The 19,087-nt window shown below is 36.4% G+C and carries 17 protein-coding genes; 10 read left to right on the top strand and 7 right to left on the bottom strand.

Features of this window, described 5'->3' with window-relative positions:
- Nucleotides 1–77: 77 nt before the first annotated feature.
- The 3 genes from MKY49_RS15825 to MKY49_RS15815 all read left to right on the top strand — a co-directional run bounded on the left by MKY49_RS15825 (nt 78) and on the right by MKY49_RS15815 (nt 1,847).
- Nucleotides 78–242, top strand: coding sequence for a hypothetical protein (locus MKY49_RS15825; protein ID WP_312506775.1), 165 nt, complete (start codon nt 78–80; stop codon nt 240–242).
- A 61-nt stretch (nt 243–303) separates the two neighbouring features.
- Nucleotides 304–1,380, top strand: a complete 1,077-nt coding sequence (locus MKY49_RS15820) for a PQQ-dependent sugar dehydrogenase (RefSeq protein ID WP_341386635.1) — start codon at nt 304–306, stop codon at nt 1,378–1,380.
- Between the two features lie 47 nt (nt 1,381–1,427).
- Entirely contained in the window at nt 1,428–1,847 is a 420-nt protein-coding gene (locus MKY49_RS15815) for a universal stress protein (protein WP_274793971.1), read from the top strand.
- Nucleotides 1,848–1,922: 75 nt separating this feature from the next.
- On the opposite strand, the gene MKY49_RS15810 is transcribed toward MKY49_RS15815, so the two are convergent.
- From MKY49_RS15810 to MKY49_RS15780, 7 genes are all read right to left on the bottom strand, one after another.
- Nucleotides 1,923–2,780: a DUF6612 family protein gene (locus MKY49_RS15810; protein WP_341386634.1), complete on the bottom strand. Its 858-nt coding sequence runs from the start codon at nt 2,778–2,780 to the stop codon at nt 1,923–1,925.
- A gap of 247 nt (nt 2,781–3,027) precedes the next feature.
- Nucleotides 3,028–3,312: a cytochrome aa3 quinol oxidase subunit IV gene (gene qoxD, locus MKY49_RS15805; RefSeq protein WP_274793968.1), complete on the bottom strand. Its 285-nt coding sequence runs from the start codon at nt 3,310–3,312 to the stop codon at nt 3,028–3,030.
- On the bottom strand, nt 3,312–3,911 hold the full coding sequence (gene qoxC / locus MKY49_RS15800; protein ID WP_274793967.1) for a cytochrome aa3 quinol oxidase subunit III: 600 nt from the start codon (nt 3,909–3,911) through the stop codon (nt 3,312–3,314). Before qoxC ends, qoxD begins: the two co-directional genes overlap by 1 nt.
- Before the next feature lies 1 nt (nt 3,912).
- On the bottom strand, nt 3,913–5,856 hold the full coding sequence (gene qoxB / locus MKY49_RS15795; RefSeq protein ID WP_312506772.1) for a cytochrome aa3 quinol oxidase subunit I: 1,944 nt from the start codon (nt 5,854–5,856) through the stop codon (nt 3,913–3,915).
- 61 nt (nt 5,857–5,917) lie between these two features.
- A complete protein-coding gene (qoxA, locus tag MKY49_RS15790) occupies nt 5,918–6,823 on the bottom strand; it encodes a cytochrome aa3 quinol oxidase subunit II (protein ID WP_274793965.1) in 906 nt (301 codons plus the stop codon).
- A gap of 827 nt (nt 6,824–7,650) precedes the next feature.
- Nucleotides 7,651–8,493: a DUF2785 domain-containing protein gene (locus MKY49_RS15785; RefSeq protein WP_341386633.1), complete on the bottom strand. Its 843-nt coding sequence runs from the start codon at nt 8,491–8,493 to the stop codon at nt 7,651–7,653.
- Nucleotides 8,494–8,736: 243 nt separating this feature from the next.
- The gene (locus tag MKY49_RS15780) at nt 8,737–9,201 is read right to left on the bottom strand and encodes a hypothetical protein (protein WP_274793963.1); all 465 of its coding nucleotides are present in this window, start codon (nt 9,199–9,201) and stop codon (nt 8,737–8,739) included.
- Between the two features lie 212 nt (nt 9,202–9,413).
- Between MKY49_RS15780 and MKY49_RS15775 the strand changes: the two genes are divergently transcribed.
- The 7 genes from MKY49_RS15775 (at nt 9,414) to MKY49_RS15745 (ending at nt 19,006) form a co-directional block, all read left to right on the top strand.
- Nucleotides 9,414–10,397: a hypothetical protein gene (locus tag MKY49_RS15775; protein WP_341386632.1), complete on the top strand. Its 984-nt coding sequence runs from the start codon at nt 9,414–9,416 to the stop codon at nt 10,395–10,397.
- Nucleotides 10,398–10,516: 119 nt separating this feature from the next.
- A complete protein-coding gene (tig, locus tag MKY49_RS15770; RefSeq protein WP_341386631.1) occupies nt 10,517–11,806 on the top strand; it encodes a trigger factor in 1,290 nt (429 codons plus the stop codon).
- 665 nt (nt 11,807–12,471) lie between these two features.
- Nucleotides 12,472–13,743, top strand: coding sequence for an ATP-dependent protease ATP-binding subunit ClpX (clpX, locus tag MKY49_RS15765; RefSeq protein ID WP_274793960.1), 1,272 nt, complete (start codon nt 12,472–12,474; stop codon nt 13,741–13,743).
- Between the two features lie 230 nt (nt 13,744–13,973).
- Entirely contained in the window at nt 13,974–16,298 is a 2,325-nt protein-coding gene (lon, locus tag MKY49_RS15760; protein ID WP_312506783.1) for an endopeptidase La, read from the top strand.
- 4 nt (nt 16,299–16,302) lie between these two features.
- Nucleotides 16,303–16,884 (top strand): ribosome biogenesis GTP-binding protein YihA/YsxC, encoded by a 582-nt coding sequence (gene yihA, locus MKY49_RS15755; RefSeq protein ID WP_274793959.1) that lies wholly within the window; start codon nt 16,303–16,305, stop codon nt 16,882–16,884.
- Nucleotides 16,885–17,021: 137 nt separating this feature from the next.
- Nucleotides 17,022–17,195, top strand: a complete 174-nt coding sequence (locus MKY49_RS15750; protein ID WP_081011007.1) for a YjfB family protein — start codon at nt 17,022–17,024, stop codon at nt 17,193–17,195.
- A gap of 146 nt (nt 17,196–17,341) precedes the next feature.
- The gene (locus MKY49_RS15745) at nt 17,342–19,006 is read left to right on the top strand and encodes a hypothetical protein (RefSeq protein ID WP_322611646.1); all 1,665 of its coding nucleotides are present in this window, start codon (nt 17,342–17,344) and stop codon (nt 19,004–19,006) included.
- The last annotated feature ends 81 nt before the right edge of the window (nt 19,007–19,087 follow it).

The following is a 19,087-nucleotide window of genomic DNA, read 5'->3' as shown; positions in this document are numbered from 1 at the left end:
AAATAGAAATAGAATTGTCGTAAGAATTTTCCAATATTATAATAGTGATATTCTATACTACTATAAGAGGTGAGTTTATGGACAAAGTAGCTATTGATGATTTTCAACTTTCCCATCAAAAATTGCAACAAGAACGACTCATCCATCGGAAAGAAGCGTATCTTGAAGTATTGGAAAAAACAAAAGCATATGGTGAAATAATTATGTTTGATAGTATAAAAGGTAATAAAAGAGGCGTCTAGATGACGTCTTTTTCTATTTTCATAACGTATCGCTAGAATATCAAGGAAAGGATGATAAACAATGAAACGACTCATGCCATTTTTCCTGCTACTAATAGTTTTATGTGTTGCTTGTACTTCAAACAAAGATAAGGAGCATAAAAGGCCTGATAAAGAAGACACGCGTTCTACACTCACAACCAATTCAACTGCTGAGATAGTAGCAGATCAATTGCAAACACCATGGTCTATTCAAAAAAGTGGAACTGCTTTTTATATAGCTGAAAGGCCGGGAAATATTGTGAAGATTGAGGAAGGGGCTGTGGATAGGCAACAGGTCATGCTAAAGAAAGAGCTCTCAACAGCGCCAGAGGCCGGATTGTTGGGATTTGTACTAGCACCTAATTTTTCTACAGCACAGGTTGCCTATGCCTATTATACGTATGTCGAGGGATCGGAACAGTTTAATCGCATTGTGACATTAACGTTGAGCGATAATAAGTGGCAAGAGACGGATCTCATTATTGATCGTATTAGAAGTGGTACCTATCATCATGGTGGTCGTTTGCAAATAGGTCCTGATGGTAAGCTGTATGCTACGGTTGGAGATGCGACACAACCATCCTTAGCACAGAATTTGGATGCCCTAGAAGGGAAGATTTTACGCATCAATTTGGATGGCTCCGTACCAAACGATAATCCTTTTCCAAAATCGTATGTATATAGTTATGGACATCGAAATCCACAAGGCATGGCATGGGCAGCGGATGGGACAATGTATGCAAGTGAACATGGCAATTCAGCAAATGATGAAATTAATTTGATTGAAAAAGGAAAAAATTACGGTTGGCCAATCATTGAAGGAATGGACCAACAGCAAGGTATGATAACACCACTCTATACATCGGGTGCTTCTAAAACATGGGCACCATCGGGTATGGCCATCGTCAATAATCAATTATATGTTGCAGCACTAAGAGGCTCAGCTGTGTTACAGTTCGATGTGACAAACAATAAACAAGATGAGCTTTTTACTGAATTTGGTAGAATTCGGGATGTTTTTGTGGAGGAAGGATACCTTTATTTTATAAGCAATAATACGGATGGTCGTGGAAATCCACAATCTCGTGACGATAAGCTCTATCGAACACCGTTGTGATATAATAGTTGTGAAAACATGGAAGATAAGTGAATGGGAGGACTAACATGGCTAATTATCTTAAAATCGCTGTCGCAATTGATTTCTCAGAGCAATCACTCAAAGCATTCGACAGAGCAAATCATTTAGCAATACAGCATCAGGCTATTTTACAATTGGTGAACGTAATTGATACGAAATCGTTTGGAGCGGTATCTGCTTATGATTTAAAATATGCAGAGGAATTAAAGAAAGAAAATATGCTTAAAATGGAAAAACTAGAAAAAGAGGCGTTACAATTAGGTGTCAACGAGGTGGAATCAATAGTAGAAACAGGTTCACCGAAGGGTATTTTAACACAATTACCGAATGTTGATTTAATCGTCTGTGGCGCGACTGGATTAAATCGTATGGAAAAGATGATGCTAGGATCCGTTGCCGAAAAGATTGTACGCCATGCTCTATGTGATGTCTTACTAGTTCGCTAGTATAGAGAAAGTAATTATTAAATAGATGGCATAAAAAGCACCTGCTTGTATTCGAAAACAAGCAGGTGCTTTATTTTATTGTCTTGTTTGAGCGTTATCAATAATGCTCTGAGGAATATCGATAGTTTTTAGATGATTAAATTCAGTATAAGTAACGACTGATTTTGTATTCATTACTAATTCGTCACCTTCTACCGCCATTTTTAAATCAAAATTCATATCCATTTTGTTTGTATCGAAAGTCTCTTTATCGATATGAAGTACATAGTTGATTTTTTCAATTGTTAATTGATCCAGTGGGTTTTCTTCTAACCCCATACCTTGCATCGATTTATTAATTTCAGAATCAATTAGCTCTTTAAATTTATCACCTTTTGCTTCTAATGTAAGAACATATTCATCATCTGTTTGCTCAAATGAAAAATCACCAATGAATTTTTTTAGTTGTTCTAGTTGTTCTTTCGCGTCTGCAGAAGCAGCTGTTTGATCTAAAATTGCATCAAAGTTTTCATCAGGAAGCTTCATCCAGCTATCAGTTGTCGTATCTTTCATAAATAGGCCTGTATCTTTTTTCATATACATTTCCATTGGCATGTCCGTTGTTTCTTCACCTTCACTCATCATATCTGGCATCGACATAGACCCTGATAAATGCATTGCAAGTGGGTCAACAATGAAGTCCATTTCCATATTAGAGTCGATAGAAAACTCCATTGCCTCTTCTCCAGATCCAACCTTTGTCACCTGTGTCATGTCCATTTTGGCACTCGCACTTTTAATGTCAGCCTGGCGGTCCACCGCTTTGTCATACACTTGCTCTAAAGTAAGCTTGCTTGTTTTCGTTGTGTCTTTCGTAGGGGTAGCGCTTGAGTTACAAGCCGCAAGTGTCAATGCTAGTGTTCCAACTGCTAATACTTTAAAAACTTTCTTCATTTCTTTCATCTCCTATTCTTGGTAAAAAACACTATCTACTACTATACGCGCTAGAAAAGGAAAAGTTTCGTAAATTGTTAAAAAAGTACTAGATTTTTATTAAAAAAACAACATTTTTCCTACTGATATTAGTAGTAAACGTTATAATTAATAAATGAATAAAGGGAAAAACAAAAAAGCTGTCACCAACTTATCGCATAAGGACGATAGTTGGGACAGCTTCTTTTTTACGCCAAGGCGTAATGGATCAATTATAACCCCAGATCATAGCGAATAATGTACCAATGATTGTTACAACACCTACGAATACTGAGTATAAAATCGTTGTATATAACGTTTTCTTATCTTCAGATTCACCAATGTGCATGAATAAAACTAATTGTACAGTTGCTTGTGCAAGGGCAGTTACTAGTAAAATAGCGAATGCCATTTTATAACTCATATCAAAGGTTACAACGGCTAAAGCGACAATTGTCAATAATAATGAGAAGCCGAAGCCCATGACATGTTGTTTTGGGAATAATTCCTTCATCAGCTAATCAGTCCTTTCAAGTAGACGAAGCTGAAGATGAAAATCCAAACAACGTCTAGGAAATGCCAGTACAATGAGAAGATAAACGCTTTGTTCGCTGTTTGTGGATTTAAACCACGTTTAGCTACTTGGATTAAAATAGCTAAGCCCCAGAAGAAACCAAATGTTACGTGGGCACCGTGCGTTCCAAGTAAAGTCATTAATGACGATAAGAATGCGCTCGTTTGAATCGTTGCGCCTTCGTGTACATATGTGACAAACTCATCAATCTCAATAGCTAAGAAGCCTAGGCCTAGTAAAAGGGTAATGATGAAGAATGTCATCATTGCTTTTTTATGACCAATACGCATTGCATGAACACCAAGACCAATTGTGAAACTACTTGTTAATAATAAGAATGTTTCCCACAGAACTGGAGTTAATTCGAAAATTTCAGCGCCATCTGGGCCACTACCTGTACGTGTATGAAGTGTGAAATACACTGTAAATAGTGTGGCAAATAACACGATCTCGGCGCCAAGGAAAACCCAGAAACCAAAGATTTTTAGGCGGTTTTCCTCTGTACTATATTCTAATGGAAGTGAAGAATCGATTTTCATATTATTTATCACCTCTCAAGCTTTTCTCAGTTGCCATAACTTCCTCAACTGAAATGTAACGACCATGATCTTTTTCGAATGAACGATGGATCATGAAACCAAATACACCAAGCATACTGATGATGGCTGGAATCCATAGATTAAATACAGCGAAGAATGCTGCAAGGAAGAAGAATCCACTCATCCAGAATGGTGTGCCTGTATTATTTGGCATGTGAATTTTTTCAATTGTACCTGCTGTAATATCGCGACCTTCTTTTTTCGCGAACCAAAACTCATCTAAGCGAGTAACTGTTGGTACTACAGCAAAGTTGTATTCTGGTACTGGAGAATGAGTAGCCCATTCAAGTGTACGACCATCCCAAACATCTGCCTTTTCATTGCGAGGCATGTGTTTCCAGCTGTAGTAAATGTTATAAACGATCAATGCAAAGCCAACTGCAAGTCCTAGAGCACCAACGAACGAAAGCATATTCAATGGGCCGTAACCAGTAGACTCTGAATAAGTGTACATACGACGAGCATAACCATCTAAACCTAAAATGAATAATGGGAAGAACGTTACGTTGAAGCTGATAGCAATAAACCAGAAACCAGCTTTCCCTAATTTTTCGTTTAAACGGAAACCGAACATTTTTGGCCACCAGTAGTGGTAACCTGCAAGTACACCAAACACTGTACCTGGAATTAATACATAGTGGAAGTGGGCAACTAAGAACATCGTATTATGATATTGGTAGTCGGCACTTGCCATTGCTAACATAACCCCTGTAACCCCACCAATAGTGAAGATAGGAATAAAGCCTAATGCATAAAGCATCGGGGTTGTAAATTGAATTTTCCCGTGCCGCATTGTGAGTAACCAGTTAAATATTTTTACACCAGTCGGAACTGCGATTGCCATTGTTGTAATAGAGAAAACACTGTTTACCATTACGCCATGACCCATTGTATAGAAGTGGTGGGCCCATACTAAGAATGATAGTAAAGAAATGACAACCATACTCATAACCATTGATTTGTAGCCGTATAAGTTTTTACGTGCAAATGTTGCAATGATTTCTGAGAAGATACCGAAAGCAGGTAGGATAACGATATAAACTTCAGGATGTCCCCAAACCCAGAATAGGTTGGCCCAGAGCATATCCATACCACCGTCTTGCATCGCAAAGAATTTTGTGCCGAATTGACGGTCAAACATCATTAGGGCAAGCGCTACAGTTAATACTGGGAACGCGAATACGATAATAACGTTTGTAATTAAAATTGACCAAGTAAACATTGGCATTTTCATTAATGTCATACCAGGTGCACGCATTTTAATAATTGTCGTGATGAAGTTAACACCCGTCATTAATGTACCAATACCTGATAATTGAAGTGCTAAAGAATAATAGTTATTCCCTACAGTAGGACTAAAATCCGTACTTGCAAGAGGGAAGTAGGCTGTCCAACCAGCGTCTGGTGAACCACCGATAATGAAAGATAAGTTTAATAAACCAGCACCTGCTGCAAATAGCCAAAAGCTAACAGCATTTAGACGTGGGAAAGCAACGTCACGTGCACCAATTTGTAGTGGGATTACAATGTTCATTAAACCGATAACAAATGGCATCGCCATAAATAGAATCATTAATAAACCATGTGTTGTGAAAATCTCGTTGTAATGTTGTGCATCAAGAAGTCCGTTATCTGGAACGGCTGTTTGTGCACGCATTAATAGTGCATCAATACCACCACGGAATAGCATTAATAATGCTACTGCGATATACATAATCCCGATTTTTTTATGGTCAACAGTTGATAGCCAGTTTTTGTAGAAAAAGCCCCATTTTTTAAAATAAGTAAGGCCTGCTACGATAACCACTGCACCAACTACGATACTAATAGCTGCCGCTAAAATCATCGGTTCTTGCATTGGATGGAATAATTCTTCCATACTCATTGGATGCGCTCCTTTCAGAAATAAAAATTAATGTAAATATTCGTTCGAAGTTAACGTTAAATTAGTGACCTGAATGTTCGCTATTCATGTCTTCTTCAGACATATCACCATGATCCATGTTATCCATATCCATGTTTTTACCATGTTCCATTGGAGCTGGACTGAAGTCTAAGTGTGTAGATGAGAAGCTTTGACGACCAACGTGCTCTGCTTTTAATAGCTCATCAAATTTTTCTTCAGTTAATGGTGCCTCTTTAGCTTTTACATCAGCAACCCATTTATCGAAGTCTTCTTGTGTCATAGATTGTGCTTCAAATTCCATTTCGGCAAAGCCACGTCCATTAAAGTTAGAGTTACGTCCCATAAATGAACCAACTTCATCTGCCGCAAGGTGAATAGTTGTTAACATATCACTCATGGCATATTTTTGACCTGCTAATTGAGGAATCCAGAAACTTGTAATAGGACCAAATGAGTAAAGTTTGAACTCGATTGGACGATCCACCGGAATGTTTACATAGTTAACTGTTTCAACACCTTGTTCTGGATAACTAAAGTGCCATTTCCAGTTTGATGATGATGCATAAATAACTAATGGTTCCTTATCGTCATAACCTGCTGGTTGAGCTTCTACTGTAGAAGTTGTTCTAACTGTCACAACAGCTAAGAATGCTACGATAATAATTGGAATTACTGTCCATGTAATTTCTAGAAGATGGCTTCCTTCTTCATGAGGAGGCTCATAATCTGCAGATGCTTTTGATGCACGGTATTTTGTTAGCATAAAGGCTAAAAGCACATACACGACTAGTAATATAAAGGCCATTGTAATAATGGATAAAATAATTGTGTTTGATAATGTTTCGGCATTTGGTCCTTTTGGATTGAACACTGTTAATGGTTCACATCCAGCAAGAAGTGCAAGAGCACTCAAAGCTACAAACATTAAACTTAATTTTTTCTTCATGTTTGACTCCTTTCTATAGAACGGCTATTCATAAAATTCATGTGTTTTTTGTCAGTCTCACATTTACAAATAGTTGGTACTGAGGTCACCTCTTTTATCTTGGCGTATCAATCAACAACATAAGAATTTACAATGGCATGGTTCAATATGAAACATAAAATCTTGTGTTGATTGATCTGATGCAAGCGTTAGCAAAACTAATGATTGTGCAATCGTTTTAAATACGTACTTGCCTAATAACGATTGTCACAATGTGTCGTTGTTTGCACATTGGATTATACGCCCTGTTTTTAAGAAAAAACATAATTTTGTTATGAAAAAGATAGTAAAGAGGTGTTGAATTTGAACATTTTTTGAACAAAAATCGTTATTTTAGTATTGGTATTTAAAGGTTTTAATTATTAAACACTGTGAAAACGTTGAAAATACTGCATTCCTTATGTTTAACTAAGTAAATAATTTTTTTTATGAAAAATTGCATTTCACATTTTGGACGCTGTTTTGTAATAAAATCAACGTAATATCGGTCTTTTCAATACTTTTGGGTTGCCTTTTTTTAAAAAAAGGAGTAGTCGCAATGACGGTGTGTGGAAACATTAGGATGAATTTTCAATCAAAGGAATGAGAGGAAAGGGAATAACTGTCTTATCATATTGATTATGTTAATATAATAATTTGTTTTCTTTAATATCCATATATTTACTTGATATATTCTACTCGAAAAGTAAAAAAGCAAACTAAGAGCAGTCCTAGTTTGCTGGTGTTTTAGAAAATTTTTATGTTATGGAGAAGGATGTGTAGTAAATCAGCAATTTTTAAATTGACAGTCAATCTCCAAGCTTCAGCCATTTGGCTACCTTTCCATAAATTGTGTTTTGTAATTGAGGAGCTTTATTATTCATTTTTAAGAAAAAATACAATGTTTTCATAAAGTTTAATGTGCAAGTACGTCCGCTAAAAAAGCTTTCATTATAGCCTTGCATCATTAGGTGCATTTCAAATTTATCAAAAGCTTGTTCAACAAATTCAATTAGTGCTTCCTCGGAGTAATTTTGATTTAATAATGCATCTACTATGTTAATTAAACGTTCCTCTTCATCATTGACATAGACGGTGTCTTTCCAAGTGACAAGCTTTAAAGCATGTAAGATGGAAGGGGCATATTGTAAATCGAATTTTGGGTGTTTAATGGTCGTTGAGGCTAAATCAGCACCATGGGCAATGCTGTGCGCCCATCCTTTATCTGGGACGAAACCTCTAGTATCTTGTTCTAATAATAAATAGCGTCCGATTTTTTTAAAGAAAATTTGCAAACGATCATTGTTTAAAATCAATAATTCTGCATCCTTTGCAAGAATACCTGCAACTAGTAGAGCGGAAAATGAACGAGTAAAGACGCTATCTGTTGATTTTTCACCTATATGTAAGTACAAGAAATCATCACTAGTTGCTGTATCAAATAAAATCTGTAATTGTTGCGGGTTTACTAAATTATCGCTCAGTAAATCGATGAATGTACGATATATGTACTGATCCCGTAATTCTGCATCGACTGTGCCTATATGAGTTAGCATTTCTTGTAATAGCCAATCACTGTGTTGTGACATAAAAGTTTGGCGTTCAGAAAGTGTCATTGTAGAAAAAGACTGTAATGTTTCTTTAATAGTCATGTTTGAAAAAGCCCCCATAATAATTTTTCTTCTATTATTATAGCCGCTTTTCATTTCGAATTGACAAATTTGAAACTTCGGAAAGAAAGAACGGCAACATAACGTCCCTCTTGAACGGAATTTTTTACAATATTATTTCCTGAACCTATAGAAAGTTGTTATGATAGAAACGCAACAAAATGGTAAAGCTTAAATTAAGCGCAAAAAAAAGACATACCTATTTAAGTATGTCTCTTTGGCTCATTAGAGGACGACAGCTGATTTTATGCCAATTGGCCATTCAATAAGGGAGTCCTGATTTGTCTGTAACTCGACAAGAATATGGGTGTTTTTTATAGCATCAATGAGCCATTCACTGTAATGACGATTTGGTTCTGGATGCTGTAAAATTTGCTGCATATCTTTTTTATCAACATGTAATAGTTTGTAGTTACATTCAATGTTTACTTTTTGAGGAATAATGCAGAGTGATTCATTTTGGTGACCAAGTGCAATAGAACCTGGAATATAACCTTGAATACGTAAAATATAGGTACTTGCTTCTTGTGTATAGACATCAATTTTAGTACGTGTTAAAAAATCAAATTCTATCGGCTTATCTTGAAACGGTCCGTTTGTGGTAGAAAAAGAAATGACTTTAATCGATAATGCCTCGAATGCAGGTGAGATACAATGATTAAATTCAGTAATTGTATCTAGTAATTGCATGGATTCCACTCCTTGTTAAGAACTTGGTTTTATTCAAACAGACAATAAAGGTGATGTCTGTCATTGTAATAAATTTTAGATTATTCTAATTATAATACAATTTATTACAAAATATGAATCCAAAAGCAATGATTTTTTGTTAAAAATAAGAAACTTGTGGATTTTTTTAGTAAATAACCGAATAAAAAAATAGAAATAAAGAGGTGAGAAAAATGACAAAACGAAAGCGTCATGTCATTAAACATGACAATATTGTTGTTTTTCCAGGCGCTGTCCAAACTTTAATACGTGAAGGACATTTGTTTGCAGAGAATTATCAATATGAAAAGGCAGTGGCGAGTTTTGAAAAGGCATTTGTATATGAAACTGGAGATGAATTTGCGCTGAGTGCCTATGCCTTTGCTTTATATGAAATAAAGGACTATGACAAAGCGAAAAATGTATGTGAGCAGCTATTTACGATGGGTACGTCATTGTATGTAGAAGTGATGGAATTGTACATTACCATATGCATGCAGTTAAAAGATTACCATCAAGTGGAGACGTTAATAACGACTTTACTTGAAGAAAATGTACTGCCGCATGATCAAGTTGAAAAATTTGAACGATTAAAAAGTTTGAATAGAGAAGTGTCTAGAAATCTAGAAAAGAGAGAAAATGCACAACATTTAATAGAGGAACAAGAATATGAGCTTGCGAAATTTAGTGCACTTTCACCAAATGAACAATCTATTCGCATACACCGCCTTATGGATAGCAATGTAAGACAATTAAAAACGGCATTAAAGGCTATTATTGAATGCTCAACGATTCATCCTTTTGTACAAAGCTTAGCATTAATATTGTTAGTGGAACAGGAAGTAGCCATAGACATAACAGTTTCTAAATTTGAACAAACAAAAGTCGTGAATCCAGCCAATCTAGTATTGCCTAATCAATTACCGCAATATGGAGAAATAAAAAATATTATTGAAATGAAGTTAGAGCAAGACCCTACGACGTTGGAAATGGTACAATATTTAATGGCGAAACATGCCATTGTAACGTATCCGTTTGAGTGGCATCCATTCCAAGCTGATGATGTTGCTTATAGTTATATTGATTTTGTCTTAACAATGCTAGGAAATGTGCAAGAAATGGACTATGAGATCATGGACTTTTTACAAATGTTAGAAAAGCTAACAGAACTACATTAGGTATGAAATAAGTTGAAACTATACACATCTATGTTATACTAAAATGGTTGTCAAAATCGTAGTTACGAATGAATTGTCTAACATCTAAACTTGATTATTTATTTTGGAGGTATTTATACATGTCAGCAAAATGGGAAAAACAAGAAGGTAATATCGGTACTCTTACAATCGAAGTACCTGCTGTAGAAGTAGATGCAGCGATGGATCAAGCATTTAAAAAAGTTGTAAAACAAATTAACGTACCAGGTTTCCGTAAAGGTAAAATGCCTCGTAAAATGTTTGAACAACGCTTTGGTATCGAATCACTATACCAAGATGCATTAGAAATTATCGTTCCTGATTCTTATGCAAAAGCAATTGATGAAGCTGGAATTATGCCAGTTGATTACCCAGAGATTTCTGGTACAGAAAACTTTGTACATGGTCAAGATTTCACATTTACTGCACAAGTAACAGTAAAACCAGAACCAAAGCTTGGTGACTACAAAGGTCTAGAAGTATCTAAACTTCCTGTAGAAGTAACTGATGAAGAAGTGGATGCTCAAATTCAAGACCAATTAGCTCGTAAAGCTGAGCTTGAAATTAAAGAAGACGAAGCAATCGTAGAAGGTGATACAGCTGTTATCGATTTCGAAGGTTTCGTAGGTGAAGAAGCTTTCGAAGGTGGTAAAGGTGAAGACTATCCACTAGAAATCGGTTCGGGTTCTTTCATTCCTGGTTTTGAAGAGCAACTTGTTGGCGTGAAAGCTGGCGAATCTAAAGATGTGGTTGTTACATTCCCAGAAGAATATCATGCTGCAGAATTAGCTGGTAAAGAAGCAACTTTCAAAGTAACAGTAAAAGAAGTTAAAACAAAAGTTCTTCCTGAGTTAAATGATGAATTTGCAAAAGAACTTGACCCAGAAGTTGAAGGCGTAGAAGCTTTACGTGCTAAAATTAAAGAACAAACTGCAGCTCAAAAAGTAGCAGAATCAGATGCAGCTCTTCGTGATGAGCTAGTAGAAAAAGCTGCTGAAAACGCTGAGTTCGAAGTGCCAGCAGGTATGATTAACTCTGAAACTGATCGTATGTTACAAGAATTTGGTCAACGTTTACAAATGCAAGGCATGAACTTAGACCTTTACTATCAATTCTCTGGTCAATCAGAAGAAGACTTACGTGGTCAAATGAAAGAAGAAGCAGAAAGCCGTGTACGTGTATCTTTAACACTTGAAGCGATTGCTGAAGCTGAAAAAATTGAAGCAACTGAAGCAGATATTGAAGCAGAATTAGAAAAAATGGCTACTCAATTCAATATGACTAAAGATCAAATTACAGGTGCTTTAGGTGGTACTGCAGTACTTGAAAACGACATCAAAATCCAAAAAACAGTTGAATTTTTAGTAGAAAACGCTAAAATTACTGAATAAGATTTGTGTAACTAGATAGCTAAACAAAACAAGGTACGGCATTAAACCGTGCCTTGTTTTATCACATAAACTATAAAATATGGTCCCCTTATAGTTTTTTTCACTTTATACTTCACTTATACATAGTATTGTTTTAATTTTTATCTTCATTCAACAGATGTTTTGTACGGAATGTAAAATGTTAAGTACAAAACATGTCCATCTAAATAGATGGTAAACTGTATGCACAGAAGCTTTTTAGTATGTTAAACGACGACTGAATGAAGATAAAGCCAATGGCCAGAGTCAAGGAATTCAAAACCTAGACACTGTACAATTTAAGGCGAAATTGATACGATGCTAAAAACTTCATTCAGAAAAGTCATATATAATAAAATTACTAATTTTGAATGAATAAACCCTAGGTAGATGAATGTAGTAGATTCATAACGATGGATAGTTGGTTTTGGTGTAATCTAAGTGAAGTGCCATACGAAAGAATCATGTAAAGTCACGAAGTAAACACGTTCCTAGAGGATACTTTGGTAAGCAAATGAAGAAAAGAACATGATGATGCGTTATAATCTATACATGCATGAATGCCTTGGCGTAAATGATGCAGACAATTTATTTGATAAAGGTTCAATAATCTTGTAAGATTGTTGCTTGAATAGGGGTGAAACATATTGTTCAAATTTAATGATGAAAAAGGCAATTTAAAATGCTCATTTTGTGGAAAACCACAAGAACAAGTACGTAAATTAGTTGCAGGTCCAGGTGTTTATATTTGTGATGAATGTATCGAGCTTTGTTCCGAAATCGTTGTAGAGGAACTAGGTGTAGAAGAGGAAATCGAATTTCAAGATATTCCAAAACCAAAAGAGATCCTAACGATTCTAGATGAGTATGTAATTGGACAAGAACGTGCTAAAAAGGCATTGGCAGTCGCAGTTTACAATCACTATAAACGCATCAATACGAATAGTAAAATTGATGATGTTGAATTAGCAAAATCGAACATTGTGTTAATCGGCCCAACTGGTAGCGGTAAAACTTTATTAGCTCAAACGTTAGCACGTATACTAAATGTTCCATTCGCAATTGCGGATGCTACCTCCCTAACTGAAGCAGGTTATGTAGGTGAGGACGTTGAAAATATTTTATTAAAGTTAATCCAATCAGCAGATTATGATATTGAGCGTGCTGAAAAAGGGATTATCTATATTGATGAAATCGATAAAGTAGCACGTAAGTCGGAGAATCCATCTATTACACGTGATGTTTCTGGCGAAGGTGTTCAACAGGCACTCCTTAAAATTTTAGAAGGAACGGTTGCAAGTGTTCCGCCACAAGGAGGACGTAAACATCCTCATCAAGAGTTTTTACAAATCGATACAACTAATATTCTTTTCATCGTTGGTGGTGCATTTGATGGTATTGAAACGATCATTAAACGCCGTCAGGGTGAAAAAGTAATTGGATTCGGTTCAGATCCGAATAAAGTAGACGTAGATGAAGGTTCTATCATGTCAAAGCTGATTCCTGAGGATTTACTGAAATTTGGTCTAATACCAGAGTTCATTGGTCGATTACCTGTACTTGCGAGTCTAGAGCAATTAAATGAAGCTGCTCTTGTACAAATTTTAACGGAGCCAAAAAATGCACTAGCCAAGCAGTATCAAAAAATGCTTGAACTAGATGGCGTTGAACTTGAATTTGATGAAGGTGCTCTTGTTGAAATTGCAAAAGAAGCAATTGAGCGTAAAACAGGTGCGCGTGGTCTTCGTTCAATTATTGAGTCAACAATGCTTGATGTAATGTACGAATTGCCTTCACGTGAGGACGTAAAAAAATGTATCATTACAGCAAAAACAATTACGGATAAAGAAAAACCGAAATTGCTTCTTGAAGATGGCACTGAACTCGATGAAGGTAGCGATACAAAAACTTCAGCATAACGAATAGATATGGCTGTCTACCGTTGTGAGATAGAGAGTAATTAGCTGACTTCGATTGTGCAATATTCGCACATATCGACAGTCAGCTTTTTATTCATTTCTACATAAAGCTAATTGTAACTTGAAGAAATTTTTGGCTCGCTTCAATAACTAGTGTGAATCAATTTTTTAAACACATACTAGTAGCGCGGGATGTGAACATGAAAATTTTGACGGAGGTGAATGCCCGCATGGTGACAATACAAAAAACAACAAATGTACCATTATTGCCTTTACGTGGACTTTTAGTATACCCATCGATGGTGTTACATATTGATGTGGGTAGAAATCGTTCTGTTGCGGCGCTAGAGCAGGCGATGTTAGAGGACCAAATGATTTTATTGGTGACACAAAAGGAAATGCACGATGAACAGCCTGAGGAGCAAGATTTATATTCCGTTGGTACAATTGCATATGTCAAACAAATGCTAAAATTACCAAATGGTACGCTGCGAATTTTAGTAGAAGGGGTTGCTCGTGCTACCTGGGAAAATTATCGGGCGTTAGACAAGTATACAGTTGTGGATATTGACATTAAAGAGGAATCGGTAGATAAAGATGTAGAAACGCTAGCATTGATGCGTACATTATTGACGTATTTCGAAAAATATGCAAAATCCTCCAATAAAATCACAACTGAAACAATCAATACTGTAACGGATATCGAAGAACCTGGACGTCTAGCAGATATTATCGCTTCTCATTTACCGTTTAAGATTGCGGATAAGCAAGAAGTATTGGAAATGCTAAGTGTTAAAAAACGTCTTGATCACTTAATTATCCGTTTGCACGATGAACAAGAAGTATTGGATTTGGAAAAGAAGATTAATTCCAAAGTAAAGCAGTCCATGGAGCGTACGCAAAAGGAATATTATTTACGTGAACAAATGAAGGCTATTCAAACTGAGCTGGGCGATCGCGAAGGGAAAACTGGAGAAGTTGCAGAATTGCGTAAGCGTATCGATGAAGCAGGTATGCCAGATTCAACAAAAGAAGCTGTACTCAAAGAATTAGATCGCTATGAAAAAGTGCCAAGCGCTAGTGCAGAAAGCGGCGTTATTCGCAATTATATTGATTGGCTGATCTCACTACCATGGACAAAAGCAACAGAAGATCGCATGAATATTACACATGCCGAGAATATTTTAAATCGTGATCATGATGGGTTAGAAAAAGTGAAAGAACGTGTTCTAGAATATTTAGCCGTACGTCAGCTGAAAAATTCGCTGAGAGGACCTATTTTATGCTTAGCTGGACCTCCTGGGGTAGGTAAAACATCTTTAGCTCGTTCCATCGCAGAAAGCTTAGATCGCAAATTTATTCGAATTTCGTTAGGCGGCGTTCGAGACGAATCTGAAATTCGTGGACATAGACGTACGTATGTTGGCGCAATGCCTGGTCGTATTATTCAAGGAATGAAAAAAGCAGGTACCATTAATCCGGTATTTTTATTAGATGAAATTGATAAAATGTCTAATGATTTTAGAGGCGACCCTGCAGCAGCAATGCTAGAAGTATTAGATCCTGCGCAAAATAATACATTTAGTGATCATTATATTGAAGAGCCATATGATTTATCGAATGTGTTATTTATTGCAACAGCTAATGATTTGAGTAGTATTCCTGGTCCATTATTAGACCGTATGGAAGTTATTTCTATTGCAGGTTATACTGAAATCGAAAAAACTCAAATTACGAAAAATCACCTAATCCCTAAGCAATTGAAAGAACATGGATTGAAAAAAACGCAAGTAGTGATTAAAGATGAAGCAGTCATCGATATTATACGCTATTATACGCGCGAGGCAGGTGTTCGTGGTTTAGAACGACAAATCGCAACCCTTTGCAGAAAAATTGCCAAAATCATTGTATCTGGTGAGAAAAAACGGGTAACTGTTAGCTCAAAATCACTACAAGAGTTAATCGGTAAACATCGATTCCGTTATGGGCAGGCTGAAAAGGAAAACCAAGTCGGTGTCGCTACTGGGCTTGCTTATACAACTGTAGGCGGAGATACGTTACAAATCGAAGTATCCTTGACACCTGGTAAAGGAAAGTTACAGCTTACTGGTAAGCTTGGGGAAGTCATGAAGGAATCTGCTCAAACAGCATTATCCTATGTTCGCACGAAAATGGAAGATCTTGATGTGGATGCGGAATATTTCGATACACATGATATTCACATCCATGTACCTGAAGGCGCTGTACCTAAAGATGGACCTTCTGCAGGTATTACTATGGCAACTGCTATTGTCTCCGCTATTTTACATCGCCCAATTCGCCGTGAAGTTGGTATGACAGGCGAGATTACATTACGGGGCCGTGTATTGCCAATCGGAGGTCTAAAAGAAAAAACATTAAGTGCTCATCGTGCAGGCTTAACAACAATCATATGTCCAAAAGATAATGAACGTGATTTAGAGGATATTCCTGACAGTGTACGTGAGCAACTAACATTTAAACTAGTGTCATCGGCTGATGAAGTTTTAGCCTATGCACTGGACGGAGGTTTTTAGAAAAATGAAAGTCCATAACGTCGAAATGGTCATTAGTGCGGTACGGCCAGACCAATATCCAGAAGATGGACTGCCAGAATTTGCATTAGCTGGTCGTTCGAATGTAGGAAAGTCTTCCTTCATTAATCGAATGATCGGCCGTAAAGCTTTAGCACGTATTTCTTCTAAGCCTGGTAAAACACAAACCCTTAACTTTTATAAAATTGAAGAGCAATTGTTTTTTGTGGATGTACCGGGTTATGGTTATGCAAAGGTTTCAAAGTCTGAGCGTGAAGCTTGGGGGAAAATGATAGAGCGCTACTTTACTGGGCGTCAGGAATTAAAAGCAGTTGTACAAATTATAGACTTGCGTCATCCTCCAACGGCTGATGATCGCATGATGTATGATTTCCTAAAGCACTATAATATTCCTTGTATTGTGATTGCAACAAAGGCAGATAAAATTCCAAAAGGTAAATGGGATAAGCATAAAAAGATTGTCAAAGAAACATTGGAAATGGAAAAAGGCGATACTCTAATTGTCTTCTCTTCAGAAACGGGTCTTGGCTTTGAAGAAGCTTGGAGAACAATTGAAAATAAAATGTAATGTAAAAACATCTATTGTGTCTAGTCGTTAGGACAGTAGATGTTTTTTTCATTTTTACAGAAGGTAATGTAGAAAGTTGTAGAAAATGCTTGATGATTAAAATATTTGTCCGATAAATTAGATAGGAGGTGGACTAGATGGATATTGCAGCTTTATCGATGGCAATGAATCAAGCAACACTTATGCAAAACGTTTCTTTAGCTGTTACGAAACAGGCAATGGAGATGCAACAACAAAACACAGAGCAGTTAGTTGAAATGTTAGATGCTCCACATCCGACAGCTGGACATACAATTGATATTCAAGTATGAAACAGGCAGGTAGCTTGAAAGTAGGAAGCTACCTCTATTTTTATCGCTTGAAAAGATTAATAGTCTAAATTGTAACTTTTTAAATAAGAAAAGCTACCAATAATACGATATAATGATTACTAATATTTAGTAAGGAGGCAGGATTTTTGAAGAAATATTCATACATAATCATGATCATGTTACTTCTGGTTGTCGGTTTAGCCTTTAACCAACCGGCTAAAGCTGCCCAATTAGTTACTGGAACCTTTGTGGATGTAACATTTTCAGAATACACAAAGCCAGATGGCACGATAGAACAACAACTTAGTAAAGTAACTTTGCAAAATGATCGTGGCCGAACAGTGACTTTTAATATTAATAAAAATACTCGATTATATATTAACAACACGGCAACGACTATCGAGGGCTTTAAGATGGGAATGGAAGTTGAAGCTGAAATTTCTCTAAGAAGTGTTGTTGAACTGCGAGGTACATCTACAACAGCAACAGAACCGAATGGATCATCCGCAGGATCAGGAAGTAGCAGTAAAACAACAGCTGGTGTAGTAACGAGTATCGATCCAAATGGGTTATTTATTATAGTGAAGCCAGATGTAGGTGAAGAAACGACTTATTATATTAACAAAGAGACTAATTATCAAAAAGGCTCTTCAGCCACTGATATTAGTGCGTTATACGTTGGGGATCGAGTTAAACTAAACTTTAAAAATAAAAACACTTCTGTCGTAACAAAAGTAGCCATTAGTGAGACAGGCACACTAGTTGAAAACTTATACAAAGGCGAAATACAAGCAGTCAATCCTAATGCCAATAAATTAACGGTGAAAAATCAACATGCCTTTATTAACTGGCAATTTGGCTCTCAAACAACCAATGATCTATCGACTATGTCTTTTACATCCAAGGTACCAATATATGTTGGCAATACGAAAGTCGAAAAAGGTCAACTGAAAAATTATATCGGTAGTGAAGCATACTATGCGACGGTTAAACAATTCGGTAAAGAAGTCATTGAGAAAATTGTAGTATTGAAAAACAATGAACGAACATATTACGAACCCATGTTGTCTGTAGATACAGATTACCAATTATTGAAGCTGAAATCTGCAGGCACATTGTACTTCCATAATGGAACTATTTTAATTCGTAATGGACGTTTAATTGAACCAACTGGTCTTTTAGCCTATGGTACGGCATTTGTCATTGCAGATGGTGCTGCACGTGACCATTATGCGCAGGTTGTACAAGTGACAAGTGACAGCTTTATGTCACCTAACTTAGCTGGACATGAATTATATTATGGACGCTTATCTCAAGCTGATGGGTATTTAATTGAAATTGATGATGCGATGAAAATTGAATCAAATGTTTTCAAGAAAACAGATGATACTGTCTTATCAGTTAGTAATTCAACAAAGGCAATGGTCGATGATGGCAATAAAACATACAGCGTCATGCCAGATATTGAGCTTTATTTATCCGAAGGTGATTATGGTTACTTCTATGTGAAGGATGGCCATGTACAAGCACTTCATATTTTAGATAATGCTAAACCAGTAGCCCCATTAATGCTGACTGGGAAACTACAGTCTGTAAAATCGAAGTATCCAGCTGTAATTAACGTAAAAAGTGTAAGCCAATGGCAGAATGGCCGTTGGTATGAGGCTGGTGAAATGGTGGATATGAATATTGACCAAGCAACAATCATTAAAGCAGGTAAAGTGATACAGCCTTCCGATCTACAAGCATCCGACCGTTTAGTTGTATTATCAGATCGATTTGTAAAAGCTCATTTTATTCTAGTAGATTAAAAGTAAATATAGACTGAAAATCTGCTTAGTCTCAGGCGAATAATATTTGCAAAAGGGCGATGTATTCACATTTGATGAGAA

This window comes from Lysinibacillus sp. FSL M8-0134 (genome assembly GCF_038069745.1).
Classification (GTDB): Bacteria; Bacillota; Bacilli; order Bacillales_A; family Planococcaceae; genus Lysinibacillus; species Lysinibacillus irui.
The sequence above is the reverse complement of the archived record's forward strand: the minus strand, read 5'-3'. Positions and strand labels throughout refer to the sequence as shown.

Excerpts from the sequence above, each read along its gene's own strand:
- MKY49_RS15825 (WP_312506775.1), top strand. The coding sequence starts at position 78 with ATGGACAAAGTAGCTATTGATGATTTTCAACTTTCCCATCAAAAATTG.
- MKY49_RS15820 (WP_341386635.1), top strand. The coding sequence starts at position 304 with ATGAAACGACTCATGCCATTTTTCCTGCTACTAATAGTTTTATGTGTT.
- MKY49_RS15815 (WP_274793971.1), top strand. The coding sequence starts at position 1,428 with ATGGCTAATTATCTTAAAATCGCTGTCGCAATTGATTTCTCAGAGCAA.
- MKY49_RS15810 (WP_341386634.1), bottom strand. The coding sequence starts at position 2,780 with ATGAAGAAAGTTTTTAAAGTATTAGCAGTTGGAACACTAGCATTGACA.
- qoxD (WP_274793968.1), bottom strand. The coding sequence starts at position 3,312 with ATGAAGGAATTATTCCCAAAACAACATGTCATGGGCTTCGGCTTCTCA.
- qoxC (WP_274793967.1), bottom strand. The coding sequence starts at position 3,911 with ATGAAAATCGATTCTTCACTTCCATTAGAATATAGTACAGAGGAAAAC.
- qoxB (WP_312506772.1), bottom strand. The coding sequence starts at position 5,856 with ATGAGTATGGAAGAATTATTCCATCCAATGCAAGAACCGATGATTTTA.
- qoxA (WP_274793965.1), bottom strand. The coding sequence starts at position 6,823 with ATGAAGAAAAAATTAAGTTTAATGTTTGTAGCTTTGAGTGCTCTTGCA.
- MKY49_RS15785 (WP_341386633.1), bottom strand. The coding sequence starts at position 8,493 with ATGACTATTAAAGAAACATTACAGTCTTTTTCTACAATGACACTTTCT.
- MKY49_RS15780 (WP_274793963.1), bottom strand. The coding sequence starts at position 9,201 with ATGCAATTACTAGATACAATTACTGAATTTAATCATTGTATCTCACCT.
- MKY49_RS15775 (WP_341386632.1), top strand. The coding sequence starts at position 9,414 with ATGACAAAACGAAAGCGTCATGTCATTAAACATGACAATATTGTTGTT.
- tig (WP_341386631.1), top strand. The coding sequence starts at position 10,517 with ATGTCAGCAAAATGGGAAAAACAAGAAGGTAATATCGGTACTCTTACA.
- lon (WP_312506783.1), top strand. The coding sequence starts at position 13,974 with ATGGTGACAATACAAAAAACAACAAATGTACCATTATTGCCTTTACGT.
- yihA (WP_274793959.1), top strand. The coding sequence starts at position 16,303 with ATGAAAGTCCATAACGTCGAAATGGTCATTAGTGCGGTACGGCCAGAC.
- MKY49_RS15750 (WP_081011007.1), top strand. The coding sequence starts at position 17,022 with ATGGATATTGCAGCTTTATCGATGGCAATGAATCAAGCAACACTTATG.